Source organism: Thiomonas sp. DCM-2 (assembly GCF_056820905.1).
The window spans coordinates 140,175-159,666 of record NZ_CM165962.1 but is presented as its reverse complement, the minus strand read 5'-3'; the positions used below and the strand labels follow the sequence as shown (position 1 = coordinate 159,666).

Here is a 19,492-nt window from a genome sequence, read left to right as displayed (position 1 = left end):
CGTGCCGACGCCCAGGCGCTGCTTCCTATTTCTGGGGGGATGCCGCCGGGGCGGCTGCGGCAGGCTCTGCTGCCACATACGGCCCGGGGTTGACACAGGGCGGCGTCGCCACAGGCGGCTGGGTGGTCTTGCCTTGCTCCTTGGCGGCAGCGTAATAGAACGCGGCCACCTTGTCCTGCGCTTCGCACAATTGGTAGGCGGCCACCTTGTCGGCCCACTTGCTCTTGGCTGCGGCCTCTTCAGCCTTGGCCTGGGCCTGCGGGCTGGGCGGCGGCAACTTTGCCCAAGCGGTTGCGCCGCAGGCCAGCGAGACGGCCACAATCAGTCCACGCATGCATCGCATCATCGTCTCCTCAAGCCTTGGGTTTGATCAAGGGCACCGGCGCCTGCGCACCCGTGCCGCTGCGCTGCGCGGGAATCTTGCCGGACTGGATGTCGTCCAGCCAGAGCGCGTGGTGCTGCCTGGCCCAGCTCTCGTCCACATAGCCGGTGCGCATGCCGTCGAGCGCGCCCTCGGTGCCGATGCTGCCGATGTAAATATGTCCGAAGGCCATGGCCATCAGCAAAATGGTCGCCGAGGCATGGATGATTTCGGCCACCTGCATCGCACCGCGGGTGTAGGGGAAGTTGGGCACCAGCCTGTCGAGCACCAGCCCCGATGCCACAGCCACCAACCCCAGGAACAGCACCCCGACCCAGAACCAGATCTTCTCGCCCGCGTTGAACCGCGCAGACGGCGCCTCGCCGCCGCCAAACAGCCCACCGCCCTTGGCCAGCCAGGCCAGATCGGACTTGCTCGGCAGGTTGTCGCGCACGAAGGTCAGCAGCACGAGGACCAGTGCCAGCCCGAACAGTGGCCCGACGAAGTTGTGGATGGTCTTGAGCGCGTAGGTCAGCCAGCCAAACAGTGCTGCGCCGAGCACGGGCAGCAGGAAGAATTTGCCGAACATGATGACGATGCCCGACACCGCCAGCCCGATGAACGAGAACGCCAGCACCCAGTGCATGAAGCGCTCGAACGGCGTGAAACGCTCGATCTTGCGCCCCGTGGGCTTGTGCTGCAGGCGAATCTTTCCACGGATGAGATAGAACGCGCCGATGCCCACGAGCGCAAGGATCAGCAGCCAGCCGCCGACCGGAATGAGCAGCAGGTTGCGCGTCTGCCGCCAGGCCTCACCGGCCGAGGTGAAGCGCGATCCGGGATAGGCCGTTTGCGGCTGGATCAACACCCCGGCTTCGGGGTCGGGCAGGCTGGTGAATCCGGCCTGCTGCCTGATCTCGCGCCACATCGGGGCATTGTTGCCAGGCTGCACCCGTTCGCGTTCGCCGTTGGTCTGCTGCGCATAGCCAGCCATGGTCGATGCGCCCGGCGGCGCGGCAGGCTGGTCGGCGCGCTGCGCCACTGCGGCCTGTCCGGGTGCCACCGGGCTCGGCGCATCTGCAGCAATGGCGCTGCCGCAGGCCACACCCAGGCTCAGCGCCAGGATTGCAAGCCCGCGGGACAGAAAATTGGAATAGCGTCTGGACATGACCCGCTCCTAGCGCATGCGCACGTATTCGTTCTGGTCCTGCGCACGGCGATCGATGGCGCGTTGCCAGCTCGCCTTGTCACCGATTTTCCAATCCTTTTCGGTGAATGCCGGGTTGGCGCCCATCCACGGGTCTTGCGACGGCGGTGCGCCGGTCTGCGTGAGGGTCTGCGGCTTCTGGCCGCATCCGGCCAGGGCGGCAAGAGTCAGCGCGGAAAGAATCATGGCAATGCGGTTCATGACGAGGCTCCCTGTGTGGTCGGCGCGGGCTGCGCCGCTGGAGCCGACTGCGCATCGGCCTTGCCATACGCCGTGCCCCAGCCCCACAGCTCGGCACCGCCGCCACGGTGCAGCACGCGGTCGCGCAGGATGTCGGCGATGACCTCGCCGTCTCCGGCGAGCAGCGCCTTGGTCGAGCACATCTCGGCGCAGATCGGCAGCTTGCCTTCGGCCAGGCGGTCGCGACCGTACTCCTTGAACTGCTCCTCCGAGCCATTCGGCGCCGGGCCGCCGGCGCAGAAGGTGCACTTGTCCATCTTGCCGCGCAGACCGAACTCGCCGTTGGCGGGAAACTGCGGTGCGCCGAACGGGCAGGCGTACGAGCAATAGCCGCAGCCGATGCACACGTCCTTGTCGTGCAGCACCACGCCTTCTGGAGTGCGATAGAAGCAACTCACCGGGCACACGGCCATGCAGGGCGCATCGGAGCAGTGCATGCACGCCACCGAGATGGATTTCTCACCGGGAACGCCCTCGTTCATGGTGACCACACGGCGGCGATTGACGCCCCAGGGCACCTCGTTCTCGTTCTTGCAGGCGGTCACGCAGCCATTGCAGTTGATGCAGCGTTCGGCATCACAGATGAATTTCATGCGGGCCATGGGGTTGTCTCCGTTTGGCGTGAGCGCGCATCAGGCGCGTTCGAGTTGGCACACGGTGGTCTTGGTTTCCTGCATCATGGTCACCGCGTCATAACCGTAGGTCGTGGCCGTGTTGACCGCCTCGCCCAGCACGATGGGCGCAGCGCCCTCGGGGTAATACTGGCGCAGATCCTTGCCCTGCCAGTGCCCGGCGAAGTGGAAGGGGATGAACACGGTGGAGCGGTCGACCGCCTCGGTGATGCGCGCTCGCACCTTGATGCGCGCACCCGTGGGCGTACTCACCCACACGTCGTCACCTTCGCGGATGTTGCGGTCATTGGCCACTGCGGGATTGACCTGGACAAAGGCGAACTGCTGCAATTCGGCCAGCCACGGGTTGGAGCGGGTTTCGTCACCGCCGCCTTCGTACTCGACCAGCCGACCGGAGGTGAGGATGAGCGGAAATTTCTTGACGATGTCGATGTTCTGATCCTGCACGGTCTTGTACAGCGTGGGCAGGCGCCAGAAGGTCTTTTTGTCGTCGTAGGTCGGGTACTTGACCACCATGTCGGGGCGCACCGAGTACAGCGGCTCGCGATGCTGCGGAATGGGATCGGGGAAATTCCACACCACGGCGCGCGCGCGGGCGTTGCCGAAGGGGTGGCAGCTGTGGTTTTTCATCACCACGCGGATGATGCCGCCGGAGGGGTCGGTCTTCCAGTTCTTGCCATCCGCGGCCTTTTTCTCGGCGTCGGTGAGTTCGTTCCACCAGCCGAGTTTTTTCAGCAACACCGAGTCGAACTCCGGATAACCCGTCTGAATGTCTGCGCCCTTGGAGCAGGAACCATCGGCGGCAAGCAGCGACTGGCCGTCGCGCTCGACGCCGAAATTGGCGCGGAAATTGCCGCCGCCTTCCATGACGTTGAGCGAGGTGTCGTACAGGTTGGCAGTGCCCGGATGCCGCAGTTCGGGCGTGCCGTAGCAAGGCCAGGGCAGACCGAAATATTCGCCATCGAGCTTGTAGCCGGTTTCCTTGTCGATGCCGCCGCGGGCACGCAGGGTCTTCACATCGAATACATGCATGTTGCGCATGTGGATCTTCAGCCGCTCGGGGCTTTGGCCGGTGTAGCCGATGGTCCAGACTGCGCGGTTGATTTCGCGCAGGATCGATTCGGTCTCCGGCTCCATCATGCCGCCCTTGCCGGGCACCATCTTGTAGTTTTTCACCAGCTCCTTGCCGAAGCCGAGCCTGTCGGCGAGCTGGGCCATGATCATGTGATCGGTCCGCGACTCGAACATCGGCTCGATCACCTTCTCGCGCCACTGCAACGAACGGTTGGACGCGGTGACCGACCCCGAGGTCTCGAACTGCGTGGTCGCGGGCAGCAGATAGACCGCGCGATTGGGGTTGAGCGGCGCATCGTCGGCCGGCATCGCAGCCATTGCGGCCGTGGCCGAGGGGTAGGGATCGATGACCACAAGCAGATCGAGCTTGTTCATCGCCTTCTTCATGTCCAGGCCGCGGGTCTGCGAATTCGGCGCATGGCCCCAGAAGATGTGGGCGCGCAGATTTGGCCCCTGATCGACCATGTCATTGGGCGTGAGCACCCCGTCGATCCAGCGCGACACGGTCATTCCGGGCTTGGTCATCATGCCCGGAGCGAAGCGGCCCTTGATCCATTCATAGTCCACCCCCCAGACCGCAGCGTAGTGCTTCCACGCGCCGTCGATCACCCCGTAATAGCCCGGCAGCGAATCGGGGTTGGGCCCCACGTCGGTTGCACCCTGCACATTGTCGTGGCCACGATAGATATTGGTGCCGCCACCTGACTTGCCCACATTGCCCAGCGCAAGCTGCAGGATGCACGAGGCGCGCACGATGGCATGACCGATGGTGTGCTGCGTCTGCCCCATGCACCAGACAATGGTGCCCGGCTTGTTTTCATGCAGCATCTTGGCGATGGCAAAAGTGGTGTCGCCATCGACGCCGGAGACTTCCTTCACAGCGTCGGGATTCCACTTGGCCAGCACGTCTTCCTTGACCTTGTCCATGCCCCACACCCGGGCGTCGATGTAGTCCTGATCCTCCCAGCCGTTCTTGAAAATGTGATAGAGGATGCCGAACACCACCGGCACGTCGGTGCCCGAGCGCAGGCGCACGTGCATGTCGGCCTTGGCCGCAGTGCGGGTGAAGCGCGGATCGACCACGATCACCTTGCAGCCGTTTTCCTTGGCGTGCAGCAGGTGCAGCATCGACACCGGGTGCGCCTCGGCCGCGTTGGAGCCGATGAACAGCGCGACCTTGGAGTGCGACAGGTCGTTGTATGAATTGGTCATCGCACCGTAGCCCCAGGTGTTGGCCACGCCGGCCACCGTGGTGGAGTGACAGATGCGCGCCTGGTGGTCGCAGTTGTTCGTCCCCCAGAAAGACACCCATTTGCGCAGCAGATACGACTGCTCGTTATTGTGCTTGCTCGATCCGACGACGAAGAGTGCGTCCGGTCCGCTTTCCTTGCGGATCTGCAGCAAGCGCTGCGAGATCTCGTCCAGCGCCTGATCCCAGGAGATGCGCTGATACTTGCCGTCGACCAGCTTCATCGGGTAGCGCAGGCGGTGATCGCCGCGGCCATGATCGCGCAGCGCCGCGCCCTTGGCGCAATGCGCGCCCAGATTCAGCGGCGACTCGAACACCGGGTTTTGCCGCACCCACACACCGTTTTCCACCATCGCGTCGGAGGCGCAACCCACCGAGCAGTGCGTGCACACCGTGCGCCGCGTGACCACGTTCTTGCTGCCCGCCGACCCCGGCGCGGGGGTGTCCGCCGCGTCGGCTTTTTTCATCAATTGCAATTGCGAGCCAACCAGCCCGGCGCCCAGCCCCAGCCCCACGCCGATGCCCGAGCGCCGCAGAAAGGTGCGGCGGTCGAGGGTGGGCAGCGCCCGACTCAGGCTGCGCTTGAGTTGGTCGACCCAGATGGTCGAGGAATCCGCGGCCTTGCCTTGTGCGTCTTTGCGTTCGGATATACGGGTCAGCAGCATGTCTTTACTCCAGTGCAATGCGTGGGCACGGACGACGCGCCAGGCAAGGCGTTGATCTCACAAAACCGGAAATGCACGGCGCGACGGGTCGCAGGAACAGCGATGCGCGTCACGGTCAGAGCCGTGTGGTGCGGTAATACGCGCGAATGTGCTCGGTGAGGTGGTAGCCCGACGGCTTCACGCCATCCGCCTCGGGCGCGGCGGCGGCCCTGGGATGCGCCGCCTGCGCCACCGCATCGGCCCGTGCCGCAGACGCCCCGAGTACCGCGGCGGCAATGCCGCCCATGCCCTGCAGCAGCGATCGGCGCTTGATCGGGTTTCCGTCGTGGGGGTCGGGTCGTTTTGCAGTCATTGGAGTCTCCTTGCGACAGGCCGCTGTGTCATTGTTTGTTTCGACTGTAGTCCAACCACAGCCCGCTTTCAATGCGGAAGATTGCACATCCGATCATGCTAATACGGTAATAAACAGCATCTTGCACCTGCTTCAAGCGCAGCCTAATATGAAATTCCTTACATCGCAAAGGGCTTTTATGGATCTCCTGAACCTCGCGCGCGGCCCGCTGTTGGCCACCAGCGTGTTGATCTTCGTGCTGGGCATGCTGTGGAGAACAGTGGGGCTTGTCCGCCGCCCAAGCAAGCTGGCAAGTTCAGCGCCGCGACGCGCCCATGTGCAGGGGGCCGTCTGGGCCACGGTGCTGCGGCACATGCTGCCGCGCACCGGCACCCGCCCGAGCCCGACGCTGGCGACCCTCAACCCCTACTTCTATCACCTTGGTCTGGCGTTCATCGTCTTTGGTTATGCGCCGCACATCGCCTTCCTGCACAGGCATCTGCGCGTGTCGTGGCCAGCGCTGCCCGATGCGGTGATGTACCTGGCCGCCGGCGTCACCATCATCTCGCTGCTCGTCGCGCTGGCCATGCGGCTGATGGACCCGACGCTGCGGCGCATTTCCAGCGCCGACGACTACATCTCCTGGGGACTGCTGTTTCTGGTGATCTTCACCGGCATGGCGCTGATCGATCGACCCTCCAGCGCCTATGCCGCGCAGGCGTTTTCCGCTGACCCGACCCGATTGGCGATCCACCTGATGTCGCTGGAGTTGCTGCTGGTGTGGTTTCCGTTCGGCAAGTTGTTCCACACCCTGAGCTGGTTCTTCGGCCGGGCGCAGTTCGGCGCGTTCATGGCACGGCGGGGGGTACGGGCATGATGAATCGAGAGATGTACGCGCAGTTCGGCAACGCGATCGCGCATCTGGCCGAGCAGGCGCCCAAGGTCGAGATGCCGGATGCACAACGCGTGCAGCGCGCCAAGGAGGTCATGCTGCAAAAGATGGATCGCAACCTTGCGGTCGATCTGGAGACCTGCGTGCGCTGCGGCTATTGCGCCGATGCCTGCCAGTTCAGCGTGCAGAACGACGACCCCGACCTCATTCCCACGCACAAGCTCGATCTGCTGCGGCGGGTGTGGCGGCGCGAGCTCGCGCCGATGTCGTGGCTGTGGAAACCGTTCACGCCGGATGTGAGCGCCGACGATCTGCGGCAATGGCAGGCGCTTTGCTTCGACAGCTGCACCGAATGTGGCCGCTGCAGCATGGTCTGCCCGATGGGCATCAACATTGCCCGCGGTGTCAACGTCATGCGCGAGGCGCTCGCGGCTGCGGGGCTCGCGCCCGATGAACTGCGCGCGGTGCAAAGCGAGCAGGACGCCCGCGGCACGGTGTTTGGCGCGGATGCCAGCCATCTCGCTGAAGCGGTGGAAGCGGTGCGTCGCCGTGGCGTGACCGTGCATCTGGACAAGCCCAAGGCCAAGGTACTGATGCTGACCACGGTGCTCGACATCCTGCTGTTCCAGGACGCGCTCGACGCCACCGCTCGGGTGCTCAACGCCGCCGGGCTGGACTGGACGCTGCGCAGCAATGGGTATGAGGCGGCCAACTTCGGTCTGCTCTCCGGCGTGGAGGAAACGCAGAAAAAGGCGTCCGAAGCGGTCATTCGTCAGGCCATCGAGATCGAGGCCGAAATGGTGATCGTGCCGGAATGTGGCCATGCCTACCCTGCCCTGCGCTGGGAGGGCGCCGAGGTGCATGGGGGGCCGCTGCCATTTCGTGTGCTGGCCATCTCCGAGCTGATCGGGGAGCTTGTGGAGCAAGGCAAGCTGCCCCTGCGCGGCGATGCACATCAGACCCTGATGTTCCACGACGCCTGCAAGCTCGGGCGGCACGGCGGCGTGTTCGAGCAACCTCGGCTGGCGCTGCGCGCCACAGGAGCGGAGCTGCGCGAGCCGCGCGATACCGAGGAGATGAACTGGTGCTGCGGCGGCGGCGCCGGCGGCTTTCTGATCAATCGCGCTGCACCGCTGCGCGCGCAGGCCTTCGCCATCAAGCGGGCCCAGGTGGACAGCAGCGACGCACAGGCCATCGTCACGTCGTGCGGCAGCTGTCGGCTCAACTTCCTGGCGGGGGCGGAGCAGACTGCATGGGACAAGCCTGTTCTCAGCCTGGTCGAACTCGTCGCGCAAAATCTCAAGGAAAATCCGTTGCCCTCCGCAACGTCCTGACCGTCTCCGCGCGCTCTCGAGGAAACGCAGGGCCGCCCCAGGTGCCCTTGACCCCCACGGGGGCGGTAAGCCGACCTGGGGGCACTCAAAAAGAAAAGCCCGCTCATGCGGGCTTTTCCCTGTCTGCGAGTCCTCCCCCGGGCGCAGAGGTGCTGGGGGGATGTTCCGGTCAATCCGCCGCGTAGATGTCGCGATCTTTGGTTTCGGGCAGGAAGAACAGGCCGATGATGAAGGTGCCCGCGGCCACGATGACCGGGTACCACAGGCCGTAGTAGATGTTGCCGTTCTGTGCCACCAGAGCAAAGGAGATGGTGGGCAGCAGGCCGCCGAACCAGCCGTTGCCGATGTGATACGGCAGGCTCATCGAGGTGTAGCGGATGCGGGTGGGGAACAGCTCGACCAGTGCCGCAGCAATCGGGCCGTACACCATGGTGACGAAAATCACCAGCAGCGCCAGGATGCCGATCACCATCGGCAGATTCATCTGCGCCGGGTCGGCCTTCGCGGGATAGCCCGCAGCCTTGAGCGCCGCGCCGATTTCCTTCTTCAGCGCCGCCTCCTTGGCCTTGAATTCGTCAGGCGGAAGATCCTTGGCGCCGACGACCGAAATGGTCTTGTCGCCGATCTTGATCACGGCCGGGCCGGTGCCGGACACGGTGTTGTAGTTGGCCGAGTTGGCCGCCAGCATCTGCTTGGCGATGTCGCAGGACGAGGTGAACTTGGCCGTGCCCGTGGGGTTGAACTGGAAGGTGCACTGGGATTGATCGACCGTGAGCGTGACCGGCGAGTTCTGCACAGCCTGATACAGCGCCGGGTTGGCGTAGTGGGTCAGCGCCTGGAACAGCGGGAAGTAGGTCAGTGCGGCGATCGCGCAACCGGCGAGGATGATGGGCTTGCGACCGATCTTGTCCGACAGCGCGCCGAACACGATGAAGAACGGCGTGCCGATGAGCAGCGCGGCGGCGATGAGCAGGTTGGCGGTTACGCCGTCGACCTTGAGCGTCTGCGTCAGGAAGAACAGGGCGTAGAACTGCCCCGTGTACCAGACTACAGCCTGCCCGGCGACCAGGCCCAGCAGGGCGAGGATGACGTACTTCAGGTTGCCCCAGCGCGCAAACGCTTCGGTCAGCGGCGCCTTGGAGGCCTTGCCGTCTGCCTTCATCTTGACGAAGGCCGGAGACTCATTGAGCTTGAGCCGAATCCAGACCGACACGCCCAGCAGCAGGATGGACACCAGGAAGGGCACACGCCAGCCCCAGGCGTTGAAGGTATCTTCGCCCAGCGCCGTGCGCGTACCAAGAATGACCAGCAGCGACAGGAACAGCCCCAGCGTGGCCGTGGTCTGGATCCACGAGGTGTAGGCGCCGCGCTTGCCGTGCGGCGCATGTTCGGCCACATAGGTGGCCGCGCCGCCATATTCGCCGCCAAGCGCCAGGCCCTGCAGCAGCCGCAACGCGATCAGGATCACCGGCGCGGCCACGCCGATGGCCGCATAGTTGGGCAGCACGCCGACGATGAAGGTCGACAGACCCATGATGAGGATGGTGACCAGGAAGGTGTACTTGCGGCCGATCATGTCGCCCAGACGGCCGAACAGCAGCGCACCGAACGGCCGCACGATGAAACCGGCGGCAAACGCCAGCAGGGCGAAAATGAACGCCGATCCGGCATCCAGGCCAGCAAAGAACTGCTTGGCGATGATGGCCGCCAGCGAACCATAGAGGTAAAAGTCGTACCACTCGAATACCGTACCGAGGGAAGAGGCGAAGATCACCTTCTTCTCACCCGCCGTCATCGGGCGCGCTTGTGCGCCCATTGCAATGGAAGCCATGCTCAAGTCTCCTGTGTGTGGACATGGGCGTGGCGCTGCTCCCCGAGGCCGGCAACGCAACGCATCAACCCCGCGGCGCCGATTTGTTACGGCACGTCACTGGGATGACGGATTGTTTTCAGGCTAGCTGACCATGTGCTGACAGCGGCACCGATGGAAATCTAGGGAAATCACTGAGCTGCAACGCAGCAATTTCGCAAGGCAGCCTTCGACAGAACAATTCCGCCAGACCGTCGAACGAAGACAGACAGATGTTGCGTTGCAACATTCCGAATGTCTGGGACGATGACAGGCACAAAAAAACCGGCCAGCGGCCGGTTTTCAGGTGGGCAGAGGCGCTCAACCGGGCAGGCCGACAGTCGGGTTGCCGAGGTTGGTCCACTCGTTCATCGATCCCGCGTAGAGCTTGGAATTCTTGTTGCCCAGAATTTCATGCACCACGAACCAGGCGCCAGAGGCCAGGTGGCCGGTGTTGCAGTAGGTCGTGGTCGGGGCGTTGTCGCTGATGTTGAAGTCTTGGAAGATCTTCTTGTAGTCGGCCGCGCTCATGAACATGGCCGCACCGTGGTCATCCTTCACGATGGCGTCGATCGGGAAGGTCTTGGCACCAGGCAGGTGGCCTGCGGTCTTGTTGATCGGCTTCTTGGCAATGCCGAGATATTGCGCAGTGGGGCGCGCGTCGATGAACTGCTCGGTGCCGCTCTTCAGGCCTTCCTTGACATCATTGAGGCCTGCCAGCAGCGCCTTGTCCTCGCCAGTGGCTTTCCAGTCGCCAGCCGTTTTCGGTGCGGGCTTGGTGCTCACGGGGAACCCCGCGTTGATCCAGGCATTGGTACCACCGTTGAGGATGGCGATCTGGTCGGCGGGCACGCCGAAATAGCGCATCTGGAAGTACAGACGGGTGCCGCGATCCATCGCGAACACGGCATTGCCGGTCGGCACGATGACATAGGGCTTGCCGCTGTTCACGCCGGCGGCGTCGAGCACCTTGGCGAAGTAGTCGGCGGTGGGCATCATGGCCTTGAGCTTGACGCCATCGACCGTGCGCTCTTCGCGGATGTCGTTGAAGTTCACCAGATCGGCACCGGCGATGTGACCGCCGCTCTTTTTCACGAAATGATCCTTGCCCAGGACGGGCTCTTCGTCATAGGCCTTCATGCTGCCGCCACCGCGGATGTCGATGACGGTCACCTCATTGAGGTGGGCTTTCAGCCACTGGGGCGTGACCAGCGGGCCGGGCACGTTCATGGCAAAGGCAGCATGGGCAGCGCCCAGTCCAATGGCTGCGGCGATCAGGGTTTTGGCGAGTTTCATTTGGCTCCTCACGAGGTTGGTGCATTCGCCGATCTCAACGGTCAGCGATCAGATTGCGCCGCGCAACCGGGTCGGGCTGGCGGCATTGCATGTCCCGCCTGCGGCAAGATCGACGCAGGCGGTCAGACATCGGGCGGGTGTTCTGCTGCACGCAGCACAGCGGCGTTCGCTGCAAAACGTCTCCACATCGGTTCTTGTTGTCAACAGCGCCCTGGCCTGCAATGGCATCGCCACGGCGCACTCCCTGCTCAACGGGGCGGCGTCATCCGGGGTACAACCGAATCACGCCTGACCAAGCTTCACGACAACGAGGAGCAAAACCTGGGTGACTGCACTGTATGCAGTTGCGGGCGCAGAAACTAGGGCCAGTATGTATCAACTGTGACCTGGCGTTTCTGCTGCCATCCGGCCCGCCGCACGACAACTGTGTGAGAAATCTCACGTTTTGGCGAACACAAGCGTAAAGCGCCCTGCACATTGCTCGACCGCGACCGCCGCGCATTCTTAGAGTGCCTCCTGGAGTTTCTCTCCGTGCTGACGGCAAGGGCCGCGGCGCGATCCGTTCACGGTCCATCTCGGAAAAAAGGAAAAATCATGGGACTTCTCGCCTGGCTGCGCCGACATGACGCGGGCCATCTGTCCACCACGGACACCCACCTCACCCCGGACATCGACCCGGAGGAAGATCTGTTCGAGGGCCTCTACCTCGGTCAGGCCGTGCAGGGCCATCTCGCGTGGAAAAAGCGGCTCAAGTCCATCGTTGTCGAAGGGCGGCAGGACGATGTGGACATCGCCCAGGTCGCTCCGGACGATCTGTGCGCGCTGGGGCAGTGGCTCAACGGTCCGGCCAGGGCGCGCTACGGCAAGCTGCCTGAATATGCGCGGCTGCGCAAGATCCACGCCGAGTTTCATCTGACAGCCGGACAGGTGCTGCTCAACAGTCGCAACGGCCAGCGGGACGAGGCCGAGAAGATGCTGCGCGGCGCGTTCAGCGCGCTGTCAGACCAGGTGCAGCTCGAACTGGTGCGGTTTTACGCAGCAGCCCGGCCGAACTGATGGCGGACAGGCGGGCTCGGCGCATCGTTTGAAACTGCGGTTCGAGCACACTGTAAAAATTCCTTCGCATCGGCCCGGACCGCTAGGGGATTGTCAATTTTTCCCGCAAAATCCCGGCGGTGCGTGATGTTTTTGCGCCCATCCCCCACCAACCGATGAGGAGCCCAGTATGTCCCTGATGCAAGATTTCAAGGCGTTTGCCGTCAAAGGCAATGTGGTCGACCTGGCCGTGGCCGTGATCATTGGCGGCGCATTCGGCAAGATTGTCGAATCGCTGGTGAATGATGTCATCATGCCGGTCGTCGGCGCCATTTTTGGCAAACTCGACTTCTCGAATCTGTTCGTCGTGCTGGGCAAGGTGCCCGACGGCACCGCGCAGACCCTGGACGCGATGAAAAAGGCGGGGGTGCCGGTGCTGGCCTACGGCAGCTTCATCACCGTGTCGGTGAACTTCATCATCCTCGCCTTCATCATTTTCATGATGGTGCGCATGATCTCCAAGCTCAAGCATGCCGAGCCGCCCGCTCCGCCCGCGCCAACGCCGGAAGACGTCGTGCTGCTGCGTGAAATTCGCGACGCGCTGAAGAAGTAACGACCAGACTGGCCCGGTTTTCCGAGAAGCGCCGGGCCGCTCAATCCTGCCGGGGGAGTTCCACCCAGAACGTTGCGCCATGGCCGGGGACCGACTCGACCCCGGCGCTTCCCCGGTGTTTTTCCGCCACCAGGCGCACGTAATACAGCCCCAGCCCGGTACTCCCGGTACTGCCAGAGCGGGCTGAGGCATGCTCCGCTGTGCCACGCGCAAAGCGCTGAAACAGCTGGGCCGCTTTCTCCGGCGGCAATCCGGGTCCCTGGTCCTGCACCCAGAAACGAACCGCTTGCGGCTCCAGTGCCGCGCCCAGAGTCACGGTCGATCCGGCCGGGCTGTGCTGCACGGCGTTGCGCAGCAGGTTGCCGGCCAGGCGTTCCAGCGCGTCGAAATCACCGCGCACCCAGATGGGTGCGTCGGGCAGCCTGCGCGCGAATCGCACGCCGCGCTTCAGGGCCTCGTCGTAGGCAAAATCCGCGGCCTGGTGCAGCACCGCACCGAGATCGAGCTCGGTCAGGGCAGCGGGCTCCAGTGCCTGCGCCCGGGTGAGGTTGAGAAAGCCCTGCGCCAGATCGTGCGCACGCCGCAACTGGGCAAGCAGCCGTTCGCGCGCAGGGGCGTCGAGCCGGCCCTCCTGCAGTTGCCGCACGGCGGCGGCCAGCGGCGCGCGCACATCATGGCTGATGAAGGCCAGGGCGTCGTCGCGGCGGGTCTGCAGGTCGCGCAAGCGCTGCTGCGCGGCCTGCACTTCGAGGATGCGCCCCTCGAAGCTCAGACGCCTGTGCGCGGCATCGGGACTGGCCTCGGCAGGGTCGCGTCCGGCGCGACGCAGCTGGCGAAGCTCCCAATCCAGATGCCGTCGCGCGGCCTCCAGACGCCGCCATCCCCACAGGGGGTAGGCCGACAGTCCCGCCGCCAGAGCAGCAGTGGGGGGCCACCACCAGCCCAGCAGGATGGGCAGCGCCGCTGCGGCCAACAGCAGCACGAGCACCCAGATCATGCTGGCCAGCAACCCCGCCAGAGGCATCAGCCGGGGCAGCCACACCAGAGGAGCGAGAGCCAGCAGCGCGGTCAGCCCCAGCGCCCAGGCGGTGGGCACGGTGCGGATCAGGGTGCCATCGCGCAGGGCGAGCACGGTGTTCGCCAGCACCTCCACGCCGGGCATCGGTGCGCCCTGGGTGGTGACCGGGGTGGCGAGAAAGTCCCCCAGCCCTGCAGCGGTGGCGCCGATGAGCACGATCTTGCCGCGCAAAGCATCTGGCGGAAAGGCGCCGTCGAGCACCGCGCTGGCGGACAGGGAGGGCACGGTGCCGCGCGGGCCGACATAGCGCAGCAGGCGCAGGTCGCGCGCCGCGAGGGCATAGGGGCGCACCGGGGCGGCATCTGCCGCGGGCTGCGGCGCACGGCCCCGCAGCGGCTGGTGGGCGATGGTCAGCACAGTCTGCGCCAGCAGGGGCCAGGCCGGTGCGCCCACGCCTTCCCACAGATAGACACTGCGGGCAACGCCGTCGCTGTCGAGCTGCACGCCCACGCGCCCCAGCCCCGCAGCGGCGGATGCCAGCGGCGGAATGGGCAGACCTTCCACAATCTGCCCACCGTCGCGGGAGGTGTCGAGCACCACGGGCAGCGCCACGCGCCCGCAGGCACGCAACGATTGCGCCAGCGCGGCATTTCCCGCCGGGTCCGTGCCCACCTCGGTCAGGGCGATGTCGAACCCAACGGCCTTGGCCCCGGCGCGGCAGACTGCGTCCACCAGGCGGGCATCGGTGGCGCGCGGCCAGTGTCGATGCGCAGGGGCAGCAGCGGAATCAGCAGCAGCCAGAGATGCGGATAACGCGCAGGCACCTCGATGACCTGCACGACCGGCGGGCCTTCTGTGCCGTCGCTGTCGTCCACCAGCCGAGCGCCCAGATAACGCTTGCCGGAGGACGGACGCGGCAGGGTGAGCGCACCGCCAGGGCTTTGCACCTGCGCGAGTGCGGGCTGCAGACTGGCGTTGTTCGACAGGGTGAGGGCGTAATGCTGCCCGGCTGGAGCGGGAGGCAGATCGACCATCAGATGATCGGCGTCAAAGCGCATCGCAGCCCTGGACAGATCGGCCGGGCCGGGACCGGGCAGGTAGGTGAACTTCTGCGGCTTACTCCACGGGCCCTGCTGCCCCTGCGCATCGACACTGGCCGCGCGCCAGAACAGGGTGCCAGGCGGCAGATCGGCGGTCGGTGTCCACTGCGTGTCCTTTGTCTGCACGTCGAACAGGGGCTGCGAGAAATCGGCCGTCGTGGCCAGTTGCACCTGGGTGCGCGCCACATCAAGCACAGCCGACCAGCGCAGCGTCGGACGCGCAACCCGCACCGTCGCTGCCGCCGCGGGTGCGGTCAACATCGGGAAGAACGGCCGGGCGAACACGGTGAAGGCATGCGTGGCGTCGAGGCCCTGCAGCCCATTGGCATCGACTGCGCGCAGACGCAGCACATAGCGCCCGTTGGGCAGATCGGCGATGTTCAGCACCTTTCCACTGGTGGTTTTTTGCAGCAGCACATGCGCCGCATCGTTTTCGGGCAGAACCTGCCCGAACCACGATGTCGCGCCGGTCTGCGCGGGGAGCGGAAAGCTCAGTGGCAATTGCTCGAACCGGGTCGGCAGGGCGGAGACATCCGGCGCGGCCAGCAGACGCACCGGCGGCAGCGGCGGCTGACCGGCGCGTGCCAGCGAACCCATCTCGGCACCCACCCGCACCTGCGTGCCCTGCGCCTGCAGGTCCACCGCGCCGGCCAGGGTTTCTTCCCGCGTGGTCTCGGCGGCGGCGCTGACGCGGAACTGCGTGCCGCGCACCACCGCCTGGGCTGACGGCGTGAGGATGCGCAGGTTCTGGTTCGGCAGACGCTTCGGGTTGTCGCGGATTTCCATTTGGCCTTGCTGCAGACGCAGCCGCGTGTCGGCCATCAGACCGTTGGCATAGAGACTGAGCGTGTCCAGCGACAGCAGGCTGCCGGGCTGCAGGGCCAGGCGGGTGCCGTTGGCCAGTTCGATCACGGCGCTGCCGCCCTCGGGAACCTGCACCTGAGCCCCGGCGGCCAGCGCCTGCCCCGGCTTGGCCGCCTGCCAGTCGTCCTGGGCCTGCGCCCGCCAGCGCACCGCGCCAAAAACCTGGATCAACTGCGCGGAGGACGGTTGCACGCGCAGCAGGCTGGCCGGAAACGACAGCACCGTGCCCGGCGGAATCTGTCGCGGATTGGCAATGCGGTTGTCACGCTGGACGCGCGGCCACTGTGCCGGGTCGCGCAGGTAGCGCTGACCCAGCGCGATCAGGGTGTCGCCGGGACGGACGGTGTATTGCCAGGACGGGGACGGACTGGCATCGGCCGCCGGGGACACGGCCTGCGCCCAGGCCAGGCCCGGGTTGAGTGCAAGAAAGAAGGCGGCGAGCAGCAGCGCCCGACGTCGCAACGGCAAGGCCATGAGTGCGCGCATGAATCGTCTTGGGTCAGAGAGGCCGCAGCGGCGCGTGCAGGGTCGGCAGGCCCAACGCCCGTTGCGAAACTGGCGATTCGCGGCGTCGGGCTGGCCCTGAAGAGGCACTGCAGCAAACCCCTATTGTCGGCCATGCGGACGAAAGCGGAGTCAAGCGTTGCGCTCGATCCGCCGGGCTCGAGCGCGTGAGGCGGTTGTCCACCTCAGTCGTCAAGCTCGGGCGGGATGGTCGGCGGCCCTTCGTCGGGGCTGCGCGCGCGCTCCAGGCGGTAGCCGCGCCCGTAGACGGAAACCAGGCGCCAGCCGGATTCGGGCTGCAACCCCAGCTTGCGCCGCAGCGCGCTGACATGCACGTCCACCGTGCGGGTCTCGACCTCGGGGCGCAAACCCCAGATGGTCTGGATGAGATAGTCGCGGGTGAGCAGCCGGTTCACGTTCTGCAGGAAGTGCAGCGCCAGATCGGTTTCACGGTCGGTCAGATCGACCCGCGCGCCCTGCACAAAGATCTGCCGCCGTGAACAGTCTGCCTCGATATCGCCCAGGCGCAGCCGTGCGCTCGGCTGCGCCGCGCCGGAGCGCCGCAGCACCGCCTGCAGCCGCGCCAGCAGCACCGGGCGGGACAAGGGCTTGACGAGGTAGTCATCCGCCCCCGACTCCAGCGCCTGCACCACGTCCGTTTCCGCATTGCGTCCGGTGAGAAAAATGACCGGCGGCACGCTGGCCCCCAGTTGCAGACGCAGGCGGCACAGCACGTCCGGACCGCTGAGGCCGGGCAGCATCCAGTCGAGCAGACAGGCGTCTGCACCGCCACGCTCCACCGCGCGGGCAAATTCCTGGCCATCCGTGTAGTGCTGCACGTCGTAACCGGCCTCACGCAGCCAGCCCGAGACCTCTTGTGCCAGGAGGAAGTCGTCTTCGAGGTATGCGATACGCAACGCGGAATGAGGTGGCACTGTGGGGCTGAAAAACGTCATGCGACAAGACAATGTTGAGCAAGGAACGATCGGAACGCAACAGGAGTTTCGCGCTGACACCGAAACAAGCGCAAAAAACAAGCAAGCGCAACACCCTCTATCAATACTGTGCAAATCATCACGTCATGGCAAGAAACACGCAAGTAGTGTGATCGGCGCTTTACAAAGTTCGTGCCGTGAATCGATCCTGCGCAAATCGTGTGCTCGATTGTCCCGGGCGTCCGCCCTGCGCCGGCATGAGGGTGTGTAAAGCCTGCCGATTCGGGCCGATGCCGGGTTGCGCGTCCCCAGCATGTCCCGGAGACGCATGACGGCAGCAACTGGCCGTCCATTCCGGGAAAACAGACCAGCGGACCGGCATGAATAATGGCACCATGCATGGATCACCAGCCGAAACGAGGCGCGCCGAAGCCGCCAACCCTGCACCAGCTGACCGAACTGGCGGGGTCAACGCCTTGCACGGCGTGTGGCGCGCCCTGGTCTGCGCCAGCGTGCTGGGCGCCGGCAATCTGCTGGTTCTGCCGCTGACTGCGAACGCGGCAGAGGCGGCCGCGTCGACCCCGCCCGCCTCCGTCACGCCTGCGGAAAAGCCGCTCTACAACGTGGAAATCGATGCGCCGAAGGACCTGCAGGACCTGCTGAGTGCCAATCTCGATCTGTTGCGTTGGCGCAACTTTCCCGACCTGCCGCGCGACCAGATCGAGCGTCTGGCCGAGGAAGCGCCGGCGCAGGCGCAGCGGCTGCTGGCCACGCAAGGGTATTTTTCGCCGCAGATCGCGGTGCAGATCGATTGCCCGGACGGCGCGCCGATCCAGGTGGTGCTGCACGTGCAGCCCGGCGCGCCGACCCGGGTGCAGTCGGTTGATCTGCAGGTGGACAGCCCCGACGGCCAGCCCGATGCCGCGCTCACCGCGCGGCTGTCGCGCGCCTGGGCGCTCAAGCCGGGCGCGGTGTTCCGCGATGCGGACTGGGAGGCGGCCAAATCGAAGGCGCTCTCGATGCTGCTGTCCGGACGCTGGCCCGGCGCGCGGCTGGTGGACAGCCGCGCCAGCATCGATCCGGCCACCCAGCAGGCGCAGCTCGACGTGCGGCTGGAAACCGGCGCGCCGTATGTGTTCGGCGGGCTGAAGATCACCGGGCTGCAGCGCTATCCGGCCAGCATCGTCGAGCGCCTGGCGCCGATGCGGCCGGGCCAGCCCTATTCGCAGTCCGCACTGCTCGACTACCAGGCCGCGTTGCAGAACAGCCCGTATTTCCGCAACGCCCTGGTCGACGCCGATCTGCGCCGGGCGCAGGGCGATGTGGTGCCGGTGGACGTGCAGGTGAGCGAGAACCCCTCGCAGAAGCTCGGCTTCGGCGTGGGGGTGAGCAGCGACACCGGCCAGCGGGTGCAGGCCGACTGGCGCGACCTGAACTTTCTTGGCCGTGCCTGGCGCTTGTCGAGCAGCGTCAAGCTGCAGACCCGTGAGCAAAGCGGCAACGTGCAGCTGGCGTTTCCGCGCACCGCGCAGGGATTCGACGACAGCATCGGCCTGTCGCAGGACCGCACCGACATCTCCGGCCTGGTCACGCGCAACACCAGCCTCACCGCGCAGCGCGCGCGCACCCGCGGCAACATCGACACTGTGCTGGCGCTGCAGTATCAGGCCGAGAGCCTGGTGCCGCAGGGTGCGGCATCCAGCGAGGTGCATGCGCTCAGCCTGAACACCAGCTGGACCCGGCGCGATGTCAACAGCGTGCTCTACCCCAGCCGTGGCACGCTGATCAACCTGCAGCTCGGCGGCGCCAGCCGGGCGCTGCTGTCCAGCGCCAACTTCATCCGGCTGTATGCCCGCGGCCTGGGGTATGTGCCGCTCGATCGCAGCAACCAGCTGATCTTCCGTGCCGAGGCCGGGGCGGTGCTGGCCAACGGCGCCAGCGGCATTCCGCAGAATTTTCTGTTCCGCGCCGGCGGGGCGAACTCGGTGCGCGGCTACGCCTACCAAAGCCTGGGACTGCAGCAGGGCGGCGCGATCGTCGGCGGGCGCTATCTGTTCACCGCCAGCGCCGAGTATGACCACTGGTTCACCCGGCAGTGGGGCGGCGCGGTGTTCTATGACGCGGGCAACGCCGCAGACACCTGGAGCGCGCTCAAGCCGGTGCGCGGCTATGGCGTCGGCGTGCGCTGGCGCAGCCCGGTCGGTCTGGTGTCGATCGACCTGGCGTACGGCCAGGCAGTGCACGCCTACCGGCTGGATTTCAACGCGGGGCTGTCGTTCTGATGGAGCCGCAG

At 65.6% G+C, this 19,492-nt stretch carries 16 protein-coding genes; 5 read left to right on the top strand and 11 right to left on the bottom strand.

Annotated elements, in window-relative coordinates; translation table 11 throughout:
- Positions 1-25 precede the first annotated feature (25 nt).
- The 6 genes from AC1ZQA_RS00755 to AC1ZQA_RS00730 form a co-directional block, all read right to left on the bottom strand.
- On the bottom strand, positions 26-334 hold the full coding sequence (locus AC1ZQA_RS00755) for a hypothetical protein (protein WP_482677949.1): 309 nt from the start codon (positions 332-334) through the stop codon (positions 26-28).
- 19 nt (positions 335-353) lie between these two features.
- Positions 354-1,529, bottom strand: coding sequence for a formate dehydrogenase subunit gamma (locus AC1ZQA_RS00750; RefSeq protein ID WP_482677948.1), 1,176 nt, complete (start codon positions 1,527-1,529; stop codon positions 354-356).
- Positions 1,530-1,538: 9 nt separating this feature from the next.
- Positions 1,539-1,769 (bottom strand): hypothetical protein, encoded by a 231-nt coding sequence (locus AC1ZQA_RS00745; protein WP_482677947.1) that lies wholly within the window; start codon positions 1,767-1,769, stop codon positions 1,539-1,541.
- On the bottom strand, positions 1,766-2,410 hold the full coding sequence (fdh3B, locus tag AC1ZQA_RS00740) for a formate dehydrogenase FDH3 subunit beta (RefSeq protein ID WP_482677946.1): 645 nt from the start codon (positions 2,408-2,410) through the stop codon (positions 1,766-1,768). Before fdh3B ends, AC1ZQA_RS00745 begins: the two co-directional genes overlap by 4 nt.
- 30 nt (positions 2,411-2,440) lie before the next feature.
- Positions 2,441-5,428: a formate dehydrogenase subunit alpha gene (locus AC1ZQA_RS00735; protein WP_482677945.1), complete on the bottom strand. Its 2,988-nt coding sequence runs from the start codon at positions 5,426-5,428 to the stop codon at positions 2,441-2,443.
- A 115-nt stretch (positions 5,429-5,543) separates the two neighbouring features.
- Entirely contained in the window at positions 5,544-5,780 is a 237-nt protein-coding gene (locus tag AC1ZQA_RS00730; protein WP_482677944.1) for a hypothetical protein, read from the bottom strand.
- Between the two features lie 178 nt (positions 5,781-5,958).
- Here AC1ZQA_RS00730 and AC1ZQA_RS00725 point away from each other — a divergent pair, with 178 nt between their 5' ends.
- Both AC1ZQA_RS00725 and AC1ZQA_RS00720 read left to right on the top strand, forming a co-directional pair.
- The gene (locus AC1ZQA_RS00725) at positions 5,959-6,636 is read left to right on the top strand and encodes a hypothetical protein (RefSeq protein WP_482677943.1); all 678 of its coding nucleotides are present in this window, start codon (positions 5,959-5,961) and stop codon (positions 6,634-6,636) included.
- Positions 6,633-7,985 (top strand): (Fe-S)-binding protein, encoded by a 1,353-nt coding sequence (locus tag AC1ZQA_RS00720; protein WP_482677942.1) that lies wholly within the window; start codon positions 6,633-6,635, stop codon positions 7,983-7,985. Before AC1ZQA_RS00725 ends, AC1ZQA_RS00720 begins: the two co-directional genes overlap by 4 nt.
- 169 nt (positions 7,986-8,154) lie before the next feature.
- Here AC1ZQA_RS00720 and AC1ZQA_RS00715 read toward each other — a convergent pair whose 3' ends face one another.
- Together AC1ZQA_RS00715 and AC1ZQA_RS00710 are read right to left on the bottom strand one after the other, a co-directional pair.
- Positions 8,155-9,816, bottom strand: a complete 1,662-nt coding sequence (locus AC1ZQA_RS00715; protein WP_482677941.1) for an MFS transporter — start codon at positions 9,814-9,816, stop codon at positions 8,155-8,157.
- 339 nt (positions 9,817-10,155) lie between these two features.
- Complete coding sequence (locus AC1ZQA_RS00710; protein ID WP_482677940.1) at positions 10,156-11,130, bottom strand: sulfurtransferase; 975 nt, start codon at positions 11,128-11,130, stop codon at positions 10,156-10,158.
- Positions 11,131-11,724: 594 nt separating this feature from the next.
- Between AC1ZQA_RS00710 and AC1ZQA_RS00705 the strand changes: the two genes are divergently transcribed.
- Both AC1ZQA_RS00705 and mscL read left to right on the top strand, forming a co-directional pair.
- Complete coding sequence (locus tag AC1ZQA_RS00705; RefSeq protein ID WP_482677939.1) at positions 11,725-12,186, top strand: CZB domain-containing protein; 462 nt, start codon at positions 11,725-11,727, stop codon at positions 12,184-12,186.
- Between the two features lie 169 nt (positions 12,187-12,355).
- Positions 12,356-12,778: a large conductance mechanosensitive channel protein MscL gene (mscL, locus tag AC1ZQA_RS00700; RefSeq protein WP_482677938.1), complete on the top strand. Its 423-nt coding sequence runs from the start codon at positions 12,356-12,358 to the stop codon at positions 12,776-12,778.
- Positions 12,779-12,818: 40 nt separating this feature from the next.
- Here mscL and AC1ZQA_RS00695 read toward each other — a convergent pair whose 3' ends face one another.
- The 3 genes from AC1ZQA_RS00695 to AC1ZQA_RS00685 form a co-directional block, all read right to left on the bottom strand.
- Positions 12,819-14,528 carry a CHASE2 domain-containing protein gene (locus AC1ZQA_RS00695; protein WP_482677937.1) on the bottom strand — a complete coding sequence of 570 codons (1,710 nt, stop codon included), beginning with the start codon at positions 14,526-14,528 and terminating at the stop codon, positions 12,819-12,821.
- A complete protein-coding gene (locus tag AC1ZQA_RS00690; RefSeq protein WP_482677936.1) occupies positions 14,474-16,246 on the bottom strand; it encodes a FecR family protein in 1,773 nt (590 codons plus the stop codon). Before AC1ZQA_RS00690 ends, AC1ZQA_RS00695 begins: the two co-directional genes overlap by 55 nt.
- A 203-nt stretch (positions 16,247-16,449) precedes the next feature.
- Positions 16,450-17,181 carry a response regulator transcription factor gene (locus AC1ZQA_RS00685; protein WP_482677935.1) on the bottom strand — a complete coding sequence of 244 codons (732 nt, stop codon included), beginning with the start codon at positions 17,179-17,181 and terminating at the stop codon, positions 16,450-16,452.
- A gap of 413 nt (positions 17,182-17,594) precedes the next feature.
- On the opposite strand from AC1ZQA_RS00685, the gene AC1ZQA_RS00680 reads away from it, so the two are divergent.
- The gene (locus AC1ZQA_RS00680; protein ID WP_482677934.1) at positions 17,595-19,481 is read left to right on the top strand and encodes an autotransporter assembly complex protein TamA; all 1,887 of its coding nucleotides are present in this window, start codon (positions 17,595-17,597) and stop codon (positions 19,479-19,481) included.
- The last annotated feature ends 11 nt before the right edge of the window (positions 19,482-19,492 follow it).